Source organism: Nostocoides veronense (genome assembly GCF_039531185.1).
Lineage (GTDB): Bacteria > Actinomycetota > Actinomycetes > Actinomycetales > Dermatophilaceae > Nostocoides_A > Nostocoides_A veronense.
The window spans coordinates 154,838-170,621 of sequence record NZ_BAAAPO010000015.1; the positions used below are offsets into that span (position 1 = coordinate 154,838).

Genomic DNA, 15,784 nt, shown 5'->3' on the forward strand with positions numbered 1-15,784 from the left:
CGACTCAGTCGCCGTCGGGGACCGGATCGGCGCCCGGCCGCTGGGTTTGCGGATTGGTGGAGGTATGCCGTGGGCTCGCCCCCGCGGTGTCTGGATGGGGCTGCCCGGACAGGGTGTCGCGGTGGCCGGGGTGCTCCTCGTCCGGCGGCGCGTCCTGGGTGGCCTCGGCCGGGTTCAACAGTTGGTCGAGCAGCGGGCCGGTGATCCGCCGGAAGGTCCGGCGGGGGCGGGTGCGGTCGAGGACGGCGACTTCCAAGGACCCTTGGTCCAGCTCGCGCGCTTCCCCGCCGGCCGGGTCCTGACCGAGCAAGGTGACGGCGAGTTGCAGGGCCGAGCCGAGCGGCATACCCGGCTCCCACCGCTCTTTCAGGCCGGCCTCGATGGTGTCGGCCGCGCCGCCCATGGCGACGAAGCCGACCTCGTCGGCGACTGAGCCGTCATACATCAGCCGGTAGATCTGGTCGCCGTCGGAGTCCTGACCGACCTCGGCGACGACGATTTCGACTTCGAAGGGCTTGGACTCCTGGATGAAGACGGTGCCGAGCGTCTGGGCGTAGGCATTGGCCAGGCCGCGGGCGGTGACATCGGAGCGGTCGTAGGAGTAGCCGCGCAGATCGGCATAGCGAATGCCGGCGACGCGCAAGTTCTCGAATTCGTTGTACTTGCCGACCGCGGCGAAGCCGATCCGGTCATAGATCTCCGAAACCTTGTGCAGTGCGCGAGAACGGTTTTCGGCGACGAAGGCGATGCCCTTGTCATAGCCGAGGACGACGACAGAGCGGCCGCGGGCGATGCCCTTGCGGGCAAAATCGGCGCGGTCTTTCATCACCTGCTCGGGTGAGACATAGAACTGCGGCTGGGTCATCGGGCCCCTCCCGGGTTGCCGGTGCGTGCGGCGATGACCGCATCGACCGCCGCCTGGACGCCGGGCTCGTCGACGAATCGCGCGCCCTCGGCGTCGACCAGCGCGACGGTCGGATAGATGCGGCGGGTGGTGTCTGGGCCGCCGGTTGCCGAGTCGTCGTCCGCCGCGTCATAGAGCGCCTCGATGGCAACAGCGACGGCGTCGTCGGCCGACATGCCCGGCCGCCAGCGCTTCTTCATCGATCCGCGAGCGAAGAGCGAGCCGGAGCCGACGCTGTGGTGGTCGTGCTCCTCATAGCAGCCGCCCGTGACGTCATACGAGAAGATCCGGCCGAGCGCGGTGTCCAGATCGAAGCCGCCGAAGATCGGCACGACGGCAAGGCCCTGCATCGCCATTCCGAGGTTGCCGCGGATCATCGTGGCGAGGCGATTTGCCTTGCCCTCCAAGGACATCAGCGTGCCCTCGATCTTTTCGTAATGCTCGAGCTCGACCTGGAAGAGCTTGACGAGTTCGATCGCCAGGCCGGCCGTCCCGGCGATCCCGACAACCGAGAATTCGTCGGCGGCGAAGACCTTCTCCATATCGCGGTTGGCGATGATATTGTCCATTGTCGCGCGGCGGTCGCCGGCCATCAGCAGGCCGCCCGCATAGGTCAACGTGACGATCGTGGTGCCGTGCGGAGCCTCGACCGGCCTACTCGGCACCGTGCGGCGCGCCGGGAGCAGGTCCGGTGCGTGAGAGCCAAGGAAGTCGGTGAAGGACGAAGAGCCCCCGGCTCGGAAGGCGTCGGGCAGCCGCCCGGGCGCGCCAGCGCTCACTGGCCGCCCTTCTGGACAAAGCTCTTGACGAACTCTTCGGCATTGGACTCCAGCACGCCGTCGATCTCGTCGAGGAGGCCGTCGACATCCTGGTCGAGGTTGGCTTTGGTCGCGCTGACCTGCCCGCCGTCACTGTCCGGGCCCTCGTCATCGCCACCGCGGCGAGTGGGCCGGATCTGCTCCTGACCTGCCATCGTCGTGCTCCCTTTCGTCGTCTGCGTCGAGCCTATGTCACGGCCCTGACGAAGCCGGGGAGTCCTCGCGCTCTTTCGGTGCGGCTCAGGTCGGTTCGTCGGCGCGCAGCCGGTCGACGAGATCGGCGATATCGCTGCTGGCATCCAGCAGGGGGCCGACGTGGGCGCGGGTGCCACGCTGTGGCTCCATCATCGGGATGCGATGCAGGGCGCGCTGGCCCGGCACCTCGACGATCAGCGAGTCCCACGATGCCGCGACGACGGCGTCGCCGAATTGGTCGAGCATGCGGCCGCGGAAGTAGGCCCGGGTCTCCTCAGGCGGGCTGGTCACGGCTGCTTGGACCTCATCCGCGGTGACGAGCTCGGTGAACCGACCGGCCGCACGCAGCTTGCTGAAAATGCCCTTGTCGGGGCGAACGTCGGACCATTGAATGTCGATGGCCTTCAACCGCGGGTCATGCCACTCCATGCCGTCCCGATCCCGATAGGCCTGCAGCACAGCGAGTTTGCCGACCCAGTCGACTTCGCGGGCTGCGCTCATCGGGTCTGTCTCGAGCTTGGTGAGCACCTGGGTCCACCACTGCATCACCTCCGCCGTATGCGGTTCGCTCCCCTCCCCGGTGCGCTCCACATGGCCGGCGACCAGCTCGGCATACCTCCAGAGCAACTGCACTGCGGTGAGCTTGCGACCGTCCTCGAGCTCGATCAATGCGGCGAGTGTGGGGTCGTGCGAGATGGCCTGCAAGGTGGCGACCGGATGCCGGACGGTGAGGCTTTCGCGGATTGCGCCGGCCTCGATGAGTTCGAGGACGAGGGAGGTGGTGCCGAGCTTGAGCAGTCCGGCGACATCGGCGTGATTGGCGTCGCCGATGATCACATGCAGCCGGCGATAGCGATCCGCCGTGGCGTGCGGCTCGTCGCGGGTGTTGATGATCGGGCGCTTGAGCGTGGTCTCCAGCCCGACCTCGACTTCGAAGAAATCGCTGCGCTGGGCGATCTGGAAGCCAGGGACCTTGGAGTCGACGCCGATGCCCACCCGCCCCGACCCGCACATCACCTGGCGGGCGACGAAGAAGGGCGTCAGGTGCCGCACGATTTCGGCGAAGGGTGTCGAGCGGCGCATGAGGTAGTTCTCATGTGTGCCATAAGAACTGCCCTTTCCGTCGGCATTGTTCTTATAGAGATTGATGCCGGGCGGCGAGGCGGCGAGCCGGCGCACGGCCTCCTGCATCACCAACTCCCCCGCGCGATCCCAGATCAGTCCGTCGCGGGGCGTGTCCACCTCGGGTGAGGAGTATTCGGGGTGGGCGTGATCGACATACAGCCGGGCCCCATTGGTGAGCACCACATTGGCCATCGTCGGGTCGTCATCGCTGCCCCACTCGTCGGTCAACTGCGAGGGGTGCGCGACCCCTCGGCCCATGTCGAAGCCACGCGCATCGCGCAACGGCGCCTCGTCGGCATAGTCCCAGGAGCCGCGCGCGGCGCGGATGCCGTGGGCCTGGGCGTATGCCGTCACCACCTGTCCCGAGAGCACCATCGGGTTGGCGTGCGGCGCACCCTGGAGCGAGATGCCGTATTCGGTCTCGATGCCCATGACACGCCGCACACCCATGCGCCCACCCTATGCGCGGCGCTTGCGACCTCCTGCGGCCTCTCGCTCGGCGGAGGTGTAGCCGCGCAGCTTGGCTGTTGGGCTGCTGCGCCGTGCGGTCCGAAGATCGTCGACCATCACCGATGCGGCGGCCATGGCGTCGCTGACATTGCTGCGGGCATAGGTCAGGGAGTTGGCGGGGGCGATGCCGATGGACGCGCCGACCTCGATGGCGTCCTGGTCCGCGCCGAGGTAGAGGAACTCCCAACCGTAGTCCTGCTCCTGCTGTTCGATGAGCGCCTTGATCGCTGGGTGCGTCCACTCGTGGCTGGCGTTCTCCATCCCGTCGGTCATGATCGCGACGACCACGGTTCCGGGGCGCGCCGGCTCGGGCAGGGCGGCGAGACGGGCGCCGGACTCGGTGATGAGGCGGCCCAGGGAGTCCAGCAGGGCGGTCATACCCCGCGGCTGCAGGTCGAGGACGGGGACCTGGGCGAGATCGCGGTCGGCATAGACGACCTCATAGCTGTCGTCGAACTGCGCGAGCGTCACGCGGCAGGCGCCGGCGGCGGTGCGCTGCTGCTCGATGAAGGCCGCGAAGCCGCCCTCGGTGTCGGACTTGATCGTCTGCATCGATCCGGATCGGTCGAGAAGGAAGTAGAGATGGGTGAGATTCGCGTCCGTCATGCGCGGGCCTTTCTGGTGGTGCGGGCGGGGGATGTCGCGTCGGTGCGGCGCGACATGGGGGTCAGGTGGTGCGCCGGCGGGGTTTGAAGCGCATCGGCTGGGGGGTCTTAGGCGGGCTGGCCGTCGACCTCAGCGCGGCGACATCCAGGCTTTCGGCGTCATATTGCGCCCGCCGCACCCCCTCGGCCGTCACCCGGCCGGCCTCGTTGGCGTATGCCGCCAGCGCGCGGGTGCGGGCCAGGCGCGGCCCGACGGCATTCTCGGTCAGGCCAGCCGCTGCCCCCGCAGCGCGCAGCGAATTGCTTTCGTAGAGAACAGCACTCGCGAGGGCTTCGTCGATCAGTCCGGTGACCTCCTCGGCCACGACCCGCAGATGCGGCAGCGCTGCGGCGGCGGACGCGGCTTCGGCAGCGTCCAGTGCTTCGCGGATGCGTTCGTATGCCGGGTCCTTGGGCGTCATAGATCCATTCTGCCGCAGAAAGTGCGGGTACGCAAGATATGCGGTGCCGCAATTTGTGGGGGAAGGTCTCCGGGCGGACGCGCGGGTCGATGAGTGGCAGCCAGAGGGTGAGGCGGCGGGGGCGCGCTGGAGCGGTGCTTGTTCTTGATCACACACCCGCCTGGGGGCGGTGTGCCGGTCGGCGCCGGGCAGTAGGCTGGCCGCGGCCCAGACCGGCGATCTTCCCCCCAGGAGCCGAAGTCAGCATGCGCGAAATCGTGGTGTTCTCCGGATCGAGTCACCGCGCGCTCGCCGAGCGGATCTGCTCCTCCCTCGGTGTGCCGCTCTCCCCGTCCTCGACGACTCGCTTCAGCAATGACTGCTTGCAGGTGCAGCTCGGCGCGAACTGCCGGCAGCGGGATGTCTATCTCATCGCTCCCCTGGTTCCGCCGACGCAGGAATCCCTCATGGAGTTGCTGCTGATGATCGATGCGGCCAAAGGGGCGTCCGCCGCGCAGATCACGGCTGTCATGCCGCACTTCGCGTATGCCCGATCGGATAAGAAGGATGCTTCGCGCATCTCGATGGGCGGACGCCTGGTCGCCGACATGATCGTCGCGGCCGGCGCGCACCGGGTGCTGACGATGACCTTGCATGCGCCGCAAGTGCACGGCTTCTTCTCGGTGCCCGTCGATCACCTCACGGCGATCGGCGTGCTGGCCGACCACTTCCGCGCCGACGACCTGCGCGACACCGTCGTCGTCTCCCCCGATCTCGGCAACGCCAAGACCGCGACGCAATTCGCCCGCTTGTTGGGGTTGCCCGTCGCCGCCGGCTCGAAGATGCGCAAGGCCGACGACAAGGTCGTCATCGACATGATCGTCGGCGATGTCGCCGGCAAGCGCGCGATCGTCCTCGATGACGAGATCGCCACCGGTGGCTCGATCATCGAGTTGCTCGAGCGGCTCAAGGACTTCGGTTGCACTGAGGCTGCGGTCGCCTGCACGCACGGCCTTTTCACCGGCAAGGCCGTCGAGCGACTCTCCGGCCATCCGATGATCAGCCAGGTCGTCACGACCGACACGGTCCCGCCGCCTGCCACCGCATGGCCCGCGCTGAAAGTGCGCTCAGTCGCGGGCCTCTTCGCCGAAGCCATCGGCCGCATCCACGCGGGTGAGTCGATTTCCTCGCTCTTCGACGGCGTCGACCCCACCCACGCCCCGCCCCAGTCGGCCCTCTTCAACTGACCCGGCCGGGCGGCATACCCCCGGGGTTGGGTCCCCGATTCGGTCCTGACTCGACCATTTCGTCGTGACTCCCCCATCCGGCGGTAGGACCCACGACCAGACGTGCGAGTTACGCCCGAATGGAGGACTTACGTCTCCTCACCCGTGGCGGGTCGTCGGTTGACGCGCACGCCGGCGGGGGCGGGCGGCATACGGTGGGGGCGTGGCGAGCAAGGGTGAGTTTGGGGAGCCGGTGATCCTCGACGTCGAGGGGTATGACGTGCGCCTCTCGAACCCGGGGCGGCCGTACTTCGCCGAGCGCGGCGAGACCAAGCTAGACCTGGCGAACTACTACCTCGCCGTCGGCCCGGGCATCGTCAACGCGCTGCGCGAGCGGCCGTGCATGCTTCATCGCTTCCCCGATGGCGTCGACGGGCCGAAGGTGCACCAAAAGCGCCTCCCGCGCGGCGCGCCGCCGTGGGTCGAGACGGTGCGCCTGCACTTCCCGCGTTACGGCCTGCATGCCGACGAGCTGTGCGTCACCAAACTCGCCGATGTCATCTGGGCGGTGCAGATGAGCACGGTGGAGTTCCACCCGTGGAATAGTCGTCGCGCCGACACCGAGAAGCCGGACGAGTGGCGGATCGACCTCGACCCGATGCCCGACTGCCCGTTTTCTCGGGTGCGCGCCGCAGCCGGGGTATGCCGTGACCTCCTCGCCGAGCTCGGTGCGGTGGGCTATCCGAAGACCTCCGGTGGGCGCGGCCTGCACATCTATGTGCGGATCCACCCCGAGCACGGCTTCGGCGACGTTCGCCGCGCGGCGCTGGCCTTCGCGCGCGAGGTGGAGCGCCGCCTCCCGGACGAGGTGACGACGACCTGGTGGCGCAAGGACCGCGATCCCGCGGCTGTCTTCGTCGACTACAACCAGAACGCGCGCGATCACACGATCGCTGCGGCCTATTCGGTGCGCGGAAACACCCGCGGAACCGTCTCGGCGCCGGTGACGTGGGACGAGATTCCGGACGTGGAACCGGACGACTTCACGATGGCGACCATGCCCGCCCGGTTCGCCGCCATCGGTGACCTGCACGCCCGGATCGACCAGACGGCATACGACATCGCGCCCCTGCTGGAGTGGGCCGCCCGCGACGAGCGCGAGGGCGCCGCGACCCCGCCGGAGGAATAGGCCGGGCCCAGATCAGCGGGCCCAGAGCGGCAGGCTTAGGTCAGCGGGCCCAGTCCTGCGGCACAATCCCGGTCGCGACCAGCCAGCGATGACGACCAGTGCTGTCGATGATCCAGGTCTGGGTCGGCACACCGGATGTGGTCGAGGAAGCCTTGGCATAGGCGAGATGGGTTCCGTCGGGTGACCAGGTGGGTCCGTCGGCATTGTTGATGGTGTCGGTGTTGCTGCGCAGCGGCGTGAGGCGACGGTTTTGCGAGCCGTCGCGCCGCATCGTGAAGATTGCTGCTTCGTCGAGCGCCGCGTCGCCGGCTCGGTTGCGGTATGCCAGGCGCGCACCATCGGGGGCCCAGTCGGGAGATCCGAAGGCTCGGGCGGTGAAGCTGCGGGTGACGCCCGTGCCGGATGCGTCGACATACGCTCCCAGCAGCATTGGGTCCTCCTCACTCCAACAGGACATCGCCGCAGCAATCGTGCCGCCCCGCGGATTCCAGGCTGGCGAGCTGAAGCCGACGAAGGCCTCGCCCTCGCAGGCGTCGCCGGGGCGACTGCGCCCAGATGTCAGCTTGACGATCGAGGCGGCCCCGTCCACCCGCGCACTGAAGATGTCGCATAGCAGCCCTGAGGTGCAGCTGTCGTATGCCAGCCGGGTTCCGTCCGGGGACCACGTGGGATTGCCGCTGCGGTACGGCCCGCCGACGACGCGCCGCGCGCTGCCCCCTGCTGCCGGCATGACGTAGATGTCCCCGCTGCGCGCGAAGGCAATCCGTCGACCATCAGGAGAGAAGGCAGCCGACTGAACGTCGCGGGCCAGCACCCGGCGGCCGGAGCCGTCGGTCCGCATACGGATGAGGTCGCCGCCCCCGGCACCCGTGATCGCCAGCAGGGTGCCAGCCAGCCGATGATCGGTTTCATCGCCCACCGACGGCGTCGCAGCGAAAGCCCCTGCCGCGACGAGCAGCGAAGGCACCGTCCACCGCACCATCGCCCTGTCACCCATACTCCGGCAGCGTAACGCCGATGGGCGCATCCGGGAAGAGTCCCGGCCCCACGGAAGATCGGTCAGACCCTCGCTGGACCTGGACGCCGCGGCGTCAGAGGTACTGGCCGGTATTGCTCACGGTGTCGATGGTGCGGCCTGGCTCGGTGCCGGACTTGGTCGAGACGAGCGTGCGGACATAGATGATCCGCTCGCCCTTCTTGCCCGAGATGCGCGCCCAGTCGTCGGGATTGGTGGTGTTCGGGAGGTCTTCGTTCTCTTTGAACTCATCGACGCACGCGGACAGCAGGTGATCGATCCGCAGGCCGCGCTGCCCGGTGGTCAAGAAGTCCTTGATTGCGCTCTTCTTGGCCCGGTCGACGACATTTTGGATCATCGCGCCCGAGTTGAAGTCCTTGAAGTAGAGGATCTCCTTGTCGCCTCCGGCATAGGTGACTTCGAGGAAGCGGTTCTCCTCCTGCTCCGAATACATCCGCGCCACCGACGCCTCGATCATCGCCTCGACCGTTGCCTGCGGCGAACCGCCGTTCTCGGCGAGGTCGTCGGTGTGCAGCGGCAGGTCGGCGGTGAGGTACTTGCGGAAGATGTCGCGCGCGGACTCGGCGTCCGGGCGTTCGATCTTGATCTTCACATCGAGCCGGCCGGGCCGCAGGATGGCCGGGTCGATCATGTCCTCGCGGTTGGTCGCCCCGATGACGATGACATTCTCCAGGCCCTCGACGCCGTCGATCTCGGCCAGCAATTGCGGCACGATCGTCGTCTCGACATCGCTGGACACACCCGAGCCTCGGGTGCGGAACAAGGAGTCCATCTCGTCGAAGAAGACGACGACCGGCGTCCCGTCACTGGACTTCTCGCGCGCCCGGTGGAAGATCAGCCGGATATGCCGCTCGGTCTCGCCGACATATTTGTTGAGCAGCTCCGGGCCCTTGATATTGAGGAAGTAGCTCTTGGTGAGCTCCTTGCCTTCCTTCTCCGCCACCTTGCGGGCCAGGGAGGCGGCGACGGCCTTGGCGATCATCGTCTTGCCACAACCGGGCGGGCCATAGAGCAGCACGCCCTTCGGCGGCTTGAGCTGGTGCTCGGTGAACAGATCGGGGTGCAGATACGGCAGCTCCACGGAGTCGCGGATCGCCTCGATCTGCCCGCGCAGGCCGCCGATGTCCTCATAGGAGATGTCGGGGACCTCCTCGAGGACCAAGTCGGCGACCTCGGCCTTGGGAATGCGCTCGAAGACGAAACCGGAGCGGGGCTCCAGCAGCAGGGCGTCGCCCACGCGCACGGTGCCGGGCTCGATGGACTCGGCCAGCCGGCATACCCGCTCCTCGTCGGCATGGGCGACGACGAGCACCCGGTCCGGCTCCAGCAACTCTTTGACGAGCACCACCTCACCGACCCGCTCGAATCCGCAGGTCGCGACCACATTGAGGGCCTCGTTGAGGCGCACATCGCGCCCGGGCAGCAGGTCGGTCGCGGGAATGCTCGGGCTCACCGCGACGTGCATCTTGCGGCCGCCGGTGAGGATGTCGGCCGTGTTGTCGGGGTGCACCTGAAGGATGACGCCATAGGCCGCGGGCGGGTTCGCGAGCCGGTCGACTTCGGACTTCAGCGTGACGAGCTGCTCGCGCGCGTCCTTCAGGGTGCGCACGAGCCGGTCGTTCTGCGCCGACATCGTCGCCATCTGCGAGCGCAGGCGACGAAGCTCCTGCGTGCTGTCCTCGGTCACGGGCGACCTCCTGCCGGATCGCGCCGCTCCCTCGCGGAGTCGGCGTCCGATTCGACCCTAACCCGCTGCGCTGACAATCCCCGGGAGGTTTTGCGTCACGGAGCGGACACGCGCTCACGACACCGACTCAGGGCAGGCGCGGGGGCTCGCCGATCGATCGGGCGGTGCGGCGCACGCGCTTGTCGCTGGGCAGGCGCTCGCCGAGGTCTTCGGCGCTCCACTCCTCCTCGGTGCCGACATCGGCATACCCCCGCCCCGGACGTCGCTTGCGCAGCGGCGGAGTGACCCCCGGCGCCAGCCGGCGGCTGGTGATGAGGAAGCCGGTATGCCCGTGCATCCGGTGCGCGGGCCGCACGGCGAGGCCTTCGAGATGCCAGTCGCGCACCATCGACTCCCAGGCGTGCGGCTCGGTGAAGCCGCCGTGATCGCGCAGCGCCTCCGCGACCCGGGAGAGCTGGGTGGCGGTGGCGACATAGGCGATGACCAGGCCCCCCGGGATCAGCGCGTCCGCAACGACTTCCAGGCATTCCCATGGCGCCAGCATGTCGAGGACGACGCGATCGACGGTTCCCGCTTCGACGGCTCCGGGCAAGGCTTCAACGAGGTCGCCGACGGTCACCGTCCAGGAGGGGTGGTCGGCACCGAAGAAGGCGCGGGCGTTGGCCCGCGCGATGCCGGCGAAGTCTTCACGGCGCTCGAAGGAGTGAACTCGGCCCGCCTCCCCCACCGCGCGCAAGAGCGACATCGACAGCGCGCCGGAGCCGACACCGGCTTCGACGACGATGGCGCCGGGGAAGATGTCGCCCATCTGCACGATCTGGCCGGCGTCCTTGGGGTAGACGACGGCCGCGCCGCGGGGCATCGACATCACATAGTCGGCGAGCAGCGGGCGGATCGCCAGGTATTCGACGCCGACCGTGTTGGTGATGGTCGACCCGTCGGGCGCGCCGAGCAGGTCGTCATGCCGGATGAACCCACGGTGGGTGTGGAACTCCTTACCGGCCTCCAGCGTGATCGTGTGCATGCGCCCTTTGGGGTCGGTCAATTGCACCCGGTCACTGACCCGGAAGGGGCCGCGCCGCAGGTTCGGGTCGATGGCGGTCATGGGGCAGAAGTTTAGGTGTGCGCGTCGAGGCTGGCGTTGATGCTCGCCGCGGTGACGACGCCGATGAGCCGGCCCTGGTGCGTGATCGCCAGCAGCCCCGTGCCGACCGCATTCATCGGCGCGAACAAGGCGGCCACGCCGGCGTTCGGGTCCGCCTCGACGACCCAGCCCGCCGGCTGCGGCCGGCTCACGGCGGAGATCGGGGTATGCGGAGCGCTCTCGCGGGGCACGGAGGCGAGCGCTTCGGGGTCGACCAGGGCGAGCGGCATACCCGTGCCATCGACGACCACGGGCGGCGCTCCGCCAGGCAGCTCGCTCAGCGCGGCGTCATACCGGACCGGCGCGACGGGGGTTAGCACATCCGCGACCCGCACCCGCTCCAAGGCTCCGCCCACCTGACCCGCACTAATGGCATGGCGTGCCCCCTGCCACAGGAACCAACCGATCAGCAGCGCCCAGCCAAGGGAAAACATTGACGGGGTTTGGCCGGCGAGCACCGGACGAGCGATGAACCAGTAGAGCACTCCGAGCGTGACCGCGATACCGCAATAGCCCGCGATGACGCGCCCGCGATGACGGTCGCCGGTGATTTTCCAGACCAGTGACTCAACGATCTGCCCACCGTCGAGGGGCAGTCCCGGCAACATATTGAAGCCGGCGAGCAGCAGGTTGAGCAGCCCGAAGATGCGGGCGAGTCCGTGGGCGATGCCCGGTTCGAAAAGGGGGGCTATGCCATATCCGACTGCTGCCAGGGCGAGATTGGAGAGCGGTCCGACCACGGCGACGATGGCGCTGCGCCCTGGCGTCGAGCGAGTGACGTCAAGAGCGGTATGGCCACCCCACAAGTCGGCGACCACCCGATGCACCGGAAAGCCGAACGAGCGGGCGCCCAGGGCATGTGCGCCTTCGTGGACCATGACAGCGATGAGCAGCAGCAGGGCGTAGCCGATCGCGACAAGATAGGCCTGGCCGCCGAGCGTGGGCTGCAGGTCCGGCCCGATGAGCGCGACGATGATCAGCGCCAGGATCCCCCAGGACCGACCGATGTAAACGGGCACGCCCGCGATCGTGGCGACCTTGATCCCGGGCGCGGGCGGCGACGGTGCTGGAGTGCTCACGCGCTGCAACCTACCCGGCGGCGGTGACACCCCGGCCCTGGTGGGCGTGAAGGTGGCCGATACTGCTGCCTATGCCGTACCGCCCCGATGTCACCGCACCGCTGACCGAGCTGCTCCAGCAGCGCATCCTCATCCTCGACGGCGCGATGGGCACGATGTTGCAGCGGCACCGGTTGCAGGAGGCGGACTATCGCGGCGAGCGTTATGCCGACTGGCCGCGTGATGTCATCGGCAACAACGACCTGCTATCGCTGACGCAGCCGCACCTGATCCGCGAGATTCATGACCAATATCTCGCGGCCGGCGCGAACTTCATCTCCACCAATACCTTCAATGCCCAGCGCATCTCGATGGCGGACTATGGCATGGAGGAGCTGAGCCGCGAGCTCAATGTCGCCTCCGCGCGGCTGGCCCGCGAGGCGGTGGAGGCCGCGCTGGCGAGCGATCCGCATACTCCTCGATTTGTGATCGGCTCCCTCGGGCCGACGAATAAGACCGCCTCCATCTCCCCCGACGTCTCGGACCCGGGCGCGCGCAATGTCACCTTCGATGAACTCGTCGCGGCCTACCGCGAGCAGGCCGAAGGCCTCGTTGAGGGCGGCGCGGATGTGCTGGCGATCGAGACCATCTTCGACACGCTGAACGCCAAGGCGGCGATCTTCGCCGTCGAGTCCCTTTTCGAGGACGAGGGCCGCCGCTGGCCGGTCATCATCTCCGGCACCATCACCGACGCCTCCGGCCGCACCCTCTCGGGACAGGTGACCGAAGCCTTCTGGAACTCGGTGCGCCACGTGCGCCCGATCGCGGTCGGCTTCAACTGTGCGCTGGGCGCCGCACAGATGCGGCCGTATGTCGCGGAGCTCGCCCGGGTGGCCGACACCTTCGTCTCCTGCTACCCAAATGCGGGGCTCCCCAATGCTTTTGGGGAATATGACGAGAGCGCGGCCGACACCGCGGCCGCCCTCGCCGAGTTCGCGGGCGCTGGCCTGATCAATCTCGTCGGCGGGTGCTGCGGCACGACGCCGGACCACATCGCCGGGATCGCGGCTGCCGTCGCGCAGACCGCGCCGCGCGTCGTGCCGGAGATCCCGCGGGCGATGCGCCTGTCGGGGTTGGAGCCGTTGACGATCGATGAGAACAGCCTGTTCGTCAATGTCGGCGAGCGGACGAATATCACCGGCTCGGCGCGCTTCCGCAAACTCATCCAGGCGCAGGACTATCCGGCCGCGCTGTCGGTGGCCCGTCAGCAGGTCGAGGCCGGTGCGCAGATCATCGACGTCAATATGGACGAAGGCATGATCGACGGCGTGGCGGCGATGGACCGATTCCTGAAACTCATTGCCTCAGAACCCGATATCTCCACCGTCCCCCTGATGATCGACTCCTCGAAATGGGAGGTCATCGAGGCGGGGCTGAAGGTTGTGCAGGGCAAGCCCATCGTCAACTCCATCTCCATGAAGGAGGGCGAGGCGGCCTTCGTCGAGCAGGCGCGGCTGTGCCGGAAGTATGGCGCGGCGATCGTCGTCATGGCCTTCGACGAGACCGGCCAGGCCGACACCTTGCAGCGGCGCAAGGAAATCAGCAAGCGCGCGTATGACGTGCTGACCCAGCAGGTGGGCTTCCCTGCCGAGGACATCGTCATCGACCCGAATATCTTCGCCGTCGCGACGGGCATCGAGGAGCACGCGCGCTACGGCCTGGACTTCATCGAAGCAACCCGCTGGATCAAGGAGAACCTGCCCGGGGTGCTCATTTCCGGCGGCGTCTCCAATGTCTCGTTCAGCTTCCGCGGCAACAACCCGGTGCGCGAAGCGATCCACGCCGTCTTCCTGTTCCACGCGATCGGCGCGGGGATGGATATGGGGATCGTCAACGCCGGTGCGCTGGTGGTCTATGACCAGATCGATCCGGAGCTGCGGGAGCGGATCGAGGATGTCATCCTGGCCCGCCGTGCGGACGCTACCGACCGTCTCCTGGAGATCGCCGAAACATTCAATGTCGCTGCTGCGGAAGAGGATTCGGCCGGTCCTGAGTGGCGAACCCTGCCGGTGGACGAGCGGATCACCCACGCGCTGGTCAAGGGGATCGACGACTATGTGGAGAGCGACACCGAGGAACTGCGTGCCCTGATCTCGGACCGTGGTGGCCGGCCCTTGGAGGTCATCGAAGGCCCGCTCATGGACGGGATGAATGTCGTCGGCGACCTCTTCGGCGCCGGGAAGATGTTCCTGCCCCAGGTCGTGAAATCAGCCCGCGTGATGAAGAAGGCTGTTGCCTATCTGATCCCCTTCATCGAGGCGGAGAAGCAGCCCGGTGATGCGTCGCGCGCCAAGGGCCTGATTGTGACGGCGACCGTCAAGGGCGATGTGCATGACATCGGCAAGAACATCGTTGGGGTCGTCCTGCAGTGCAACAACTATGACGTCCACGACCTCGGCGTCATGGTGCCGGCCCAGAGAATCCTCGACACGGCAACGGAACTCGGCGCCGACGCGATCGGCCTGTCCGGACTCATCACACCCTCGTTGGACGAGATGGTGCACGTCGCCTCCGAGATGGAGCGCCAAGGCTTGGAGATCCCCCTGCTCATCGGCGGGGCCACGACCTCGAAGGCGCACACGGCCGTCAAGGTCGACCAGCGCTACCACGGACCAGTTGTCTGGGTGAAAGATGCTTCGCGCTCGGTTCCCGTTGTGGCACAACTCCTTTCGGAGCACCAGCGACCAGCGCTCATGGAGGTCATCGCCGCTGAGTACGACACGATCCGCAAGCGCCACGCGGCCAAGACCAATGAGCGGCCGCTGCTGAGCATCGAGCAGGCCCGCGCGGCTGCCCCCGAGATCGCGCTCGACGAATCGACCATCGCGCAACCGGCACAGCCGGGCGTCCACCTCTTCGAGGACTACGACCTGGCCGACCTGCGCCGCTATATCGACTGGACGCCCTTCTTCGCCGCCTGGGAGTTGCGCGGCCGCTTCCCCGACATCCTCAACAACCCGACGACGGCCGAGGCAGCGCGCAAGCTGTATGACGACGCCCAGGCGATGCTCGACCAGATCATCGGCGAAAAGTGGTTGCGCGCCAACGGGATCACGGGCATCTTCCCCGCCGCTCGCTCGGGTGACGACACCATCGTGTATGCCGATGACTCCCGCACGACCGTGCGCACGACGCTGCATCACCTGCGGCAACAGGGCCAGCACCGCGAGGGTGTGCCCAACCGCTCGCTGGCCGACTTCATCGCGCCGGTGGAGGCCGGCATACCCGACTGGATCGGGGCCTTCGCTGTCACCGGCGGCCTCGGGGCGCAGGAGCGGGTGATGGCCTTCAAGGCCGAACTCGACGACTACAACGCGATCCTGCTCGAGTCACTCGCCGACCGCCTGGCCGAAGCCTTCGCCGAGCGCCTGCACGAGCGCGTGCGGACGCAGTTATGGGCCTACGCCCCCGAGGAGTCGTTGGACAATGAGGCCCTGATCGCCGAGCGCTATCGCGGCATCCGGCCGGCGCCCGGCTATCCCGCGTGCCCCGACCACACCGAGAAGGCCGTCATCTGGGACCTCCTGGACGTGCACGCCAAGACCGGCATCGAACTCACCGACTCGATGGCCATGTGGCCCGGCGCAGCCGTCAGTGGCCTGATCTTTGCCCACCCGCAGGCGCAATACTTCGTCGTCGGGCGCATCGGGCGCGACCAGGTCGAGGAGTATGCCGAGCGGAAGGGCTGGGACCTGCGCACCGCCGAGCGCTGGCTGGGCCCGAACCTGGGCTACCACCCTGAGGACTGACTGATTCGGCCGTGGCGCCACCACGACCGATGTCACGT

Annotated in this window: 13 protein-coding genes; 3 read left to right on the top strand and 10 right to left on the bottom strand. The window is 67.7% G+C overall.

The window, feature by feature from the left end; all coding sequences use genetic code 11:
• Positions 1-4: 4 nt before the first annotated feature.
• The 6 genes from prcA to ABD225_RS04635 all read right to left on the bottom strand — a co-directional run bounded on the left by prcA (position 5) and on the right by ABD225_RS04635 (position 4,618).
• Positions 5-865 (bottom strand): proteasome subunit alpha, encoded by an 861-nt coding sequence (gene prcA / locus ABD225_RS04610; RefSeq protein WP_344081935.1) that lies wholly within the window; start codon positions 863-865, stop codon positions 5-7.
• A complete protein-coding gene (gene prcB, locus ABD225_RS04615) occupies positions 862-1,683 on the bottom strand; it encodes a proteasome subunit beta (protein WP_344081937.1) in 822 nt (273 codons plus the stop codon). Before prcB ends, prcA begins: the two co-directional genes overlap by 4 nt.
• Complete coding sequence (locus ABD225_RS04620; protein ID WP_344081939.1) at positions 1,680-1,877, bottom strand: ubiquitin-like protein Pup; 198 nt, start codon at positions 1,875-1,877, stop codon at positions 1,680-1,682. Before ABD225_RS04620 ends, prcB begins: the two co-directional genes overlap by 4 nt.
• An 85-nt stretch (positions 1,878-1,962) precedes the next feature.
• On the bottom strand, positions 1,963-3,492 hold the full coding sequence (dop, locus tag ABD225_RS04625) for a depupylase/deamidase Dop (RefSeq protein WP_344081941.1): 1,530 nt from the start codon (positions 3,490-3,492) through the stop codon (positions 1,963-1,965).
• A gap of 9 nt (positions 3,493-3,501) precedes the next feature.
• On the bottom strand, positions 3,502-4,158 hold the full coding sequence (locus ABD225_RS04630; RefSeq protein ID WP_344081943.1) for a vWA domain-containing protein: 657 nt from the start codon (positions 4,156-4,158) through the stop codon (positions 3,502-3,504).
• Positions 4,159-4,219: 61 nt separating this feature from the next.
• On the bottom strand, positions 4,220-4,618 hold the full coding sequence (locus ABD225_RS04635) for a hypothetical protein (protein WP_344081945.1): 399 nt from the start codon (positions 4,616-4,618) through the stop codon (positions 4,220-4,222).
• Between the two features lie 245 nt (positions 4,619-4,863).
• On the opposite strand from ABD225_RS04635, the gene ABD225_RS04640 reads away from it, so the two are divergent.
• Entirely contained in the window at positions 4,864-5,844 is a 981-nt protein-coding gene (locus ABD225_RS04640; protein ID WP_344081947.1) for a ribose-phosphate diphosphokinase, read from the top strand.
• Between the two features lie 202 nt (positions 5,845-6,046).
• Positions 6,047-7,012, top strand: coding sequence for a non-homologous end-joining DNA ligase (ligD, locus tag ABD225_RS04645; protein WP_344081949.1), 966 nt, complete (start codon positions 6,047-6,049; stop codon positions 7,010-7,012).
• A gap of 40 nt (positions 7,013-7,052) precedes the next feature.
• On the opposite strand, the gene ABD225_RS04650 is transcribed toward ligD, so the two are convergent.
• The 4 genes from ABD225_RS04650 to ABD225_RS04665 form a co-directional block, all read right to left on the bottom strand.
• Positions 7,053-8,009 carry a hypothetical protein gene (locus ABD225_RS04650; protein WP_344081951.1) on the bottom strand — a complete coding sequence of 319 codons (957 nt, stop codon included), beginning with the start codon at positions 8,007-8,009 and terminating at the stop codon, positions 7,053-7,055.
• 94 nt (positions 8,010-8,103) lie between these two features.
• A complete protein-coding gene (gene arc, locus ABD225_RS04655; RefSeq protein ID WP_344081953.1) occupies positions 8,104-9,735 on the bottom strand; it encodes a proteasome ATPase in 1,632 nt (543 codons plus the stop codon).
• A gap of 127 nt (positions 9,736-9,862) precedes the next feature.
• Positions 9,863-10,840, bottom strand: coding sequence for a tRNA (adenine-N1)-methyltransferase (locus tag ABD225_RS04660; RefSeq protein ID WP_344081955.1), 978 nt, complete (start codon positions 10,838-10,840; stop codon positions 9,863-9,865).
• A gap of 11 nt (positions 10,841-10,851) precedes the next feature.
• Positions 10,852-11,958, bottom strand: a complete 1,107-nt coding sequence (locus tag ABD225_RS04665; protein WP_344081957.1) for a site-2 protease family protein — start codon at positions 11,956-11,958, stop codon at positions 10,852-10,854.
• Positions 11,959-12,029: 71 nt separating this feature from the next.
• Here ABD225_RS04665 and metH point away from each other — a divergent pair, with 71 nt between their 5' ends.
• Positions 12,030-15,746 (top strand): methionine synthase, encoded by a 3,717-nt coding sequence (gene metH, locus ABD225_RS04670; RefSeq protein ID WP_344081959.1) that lies wholly within the window; start codon positions 12,030-12,032, stop codon positions 15,744-15,746.
• Positions 15,747-15,784: the final 38 nt, after the last annotated feature.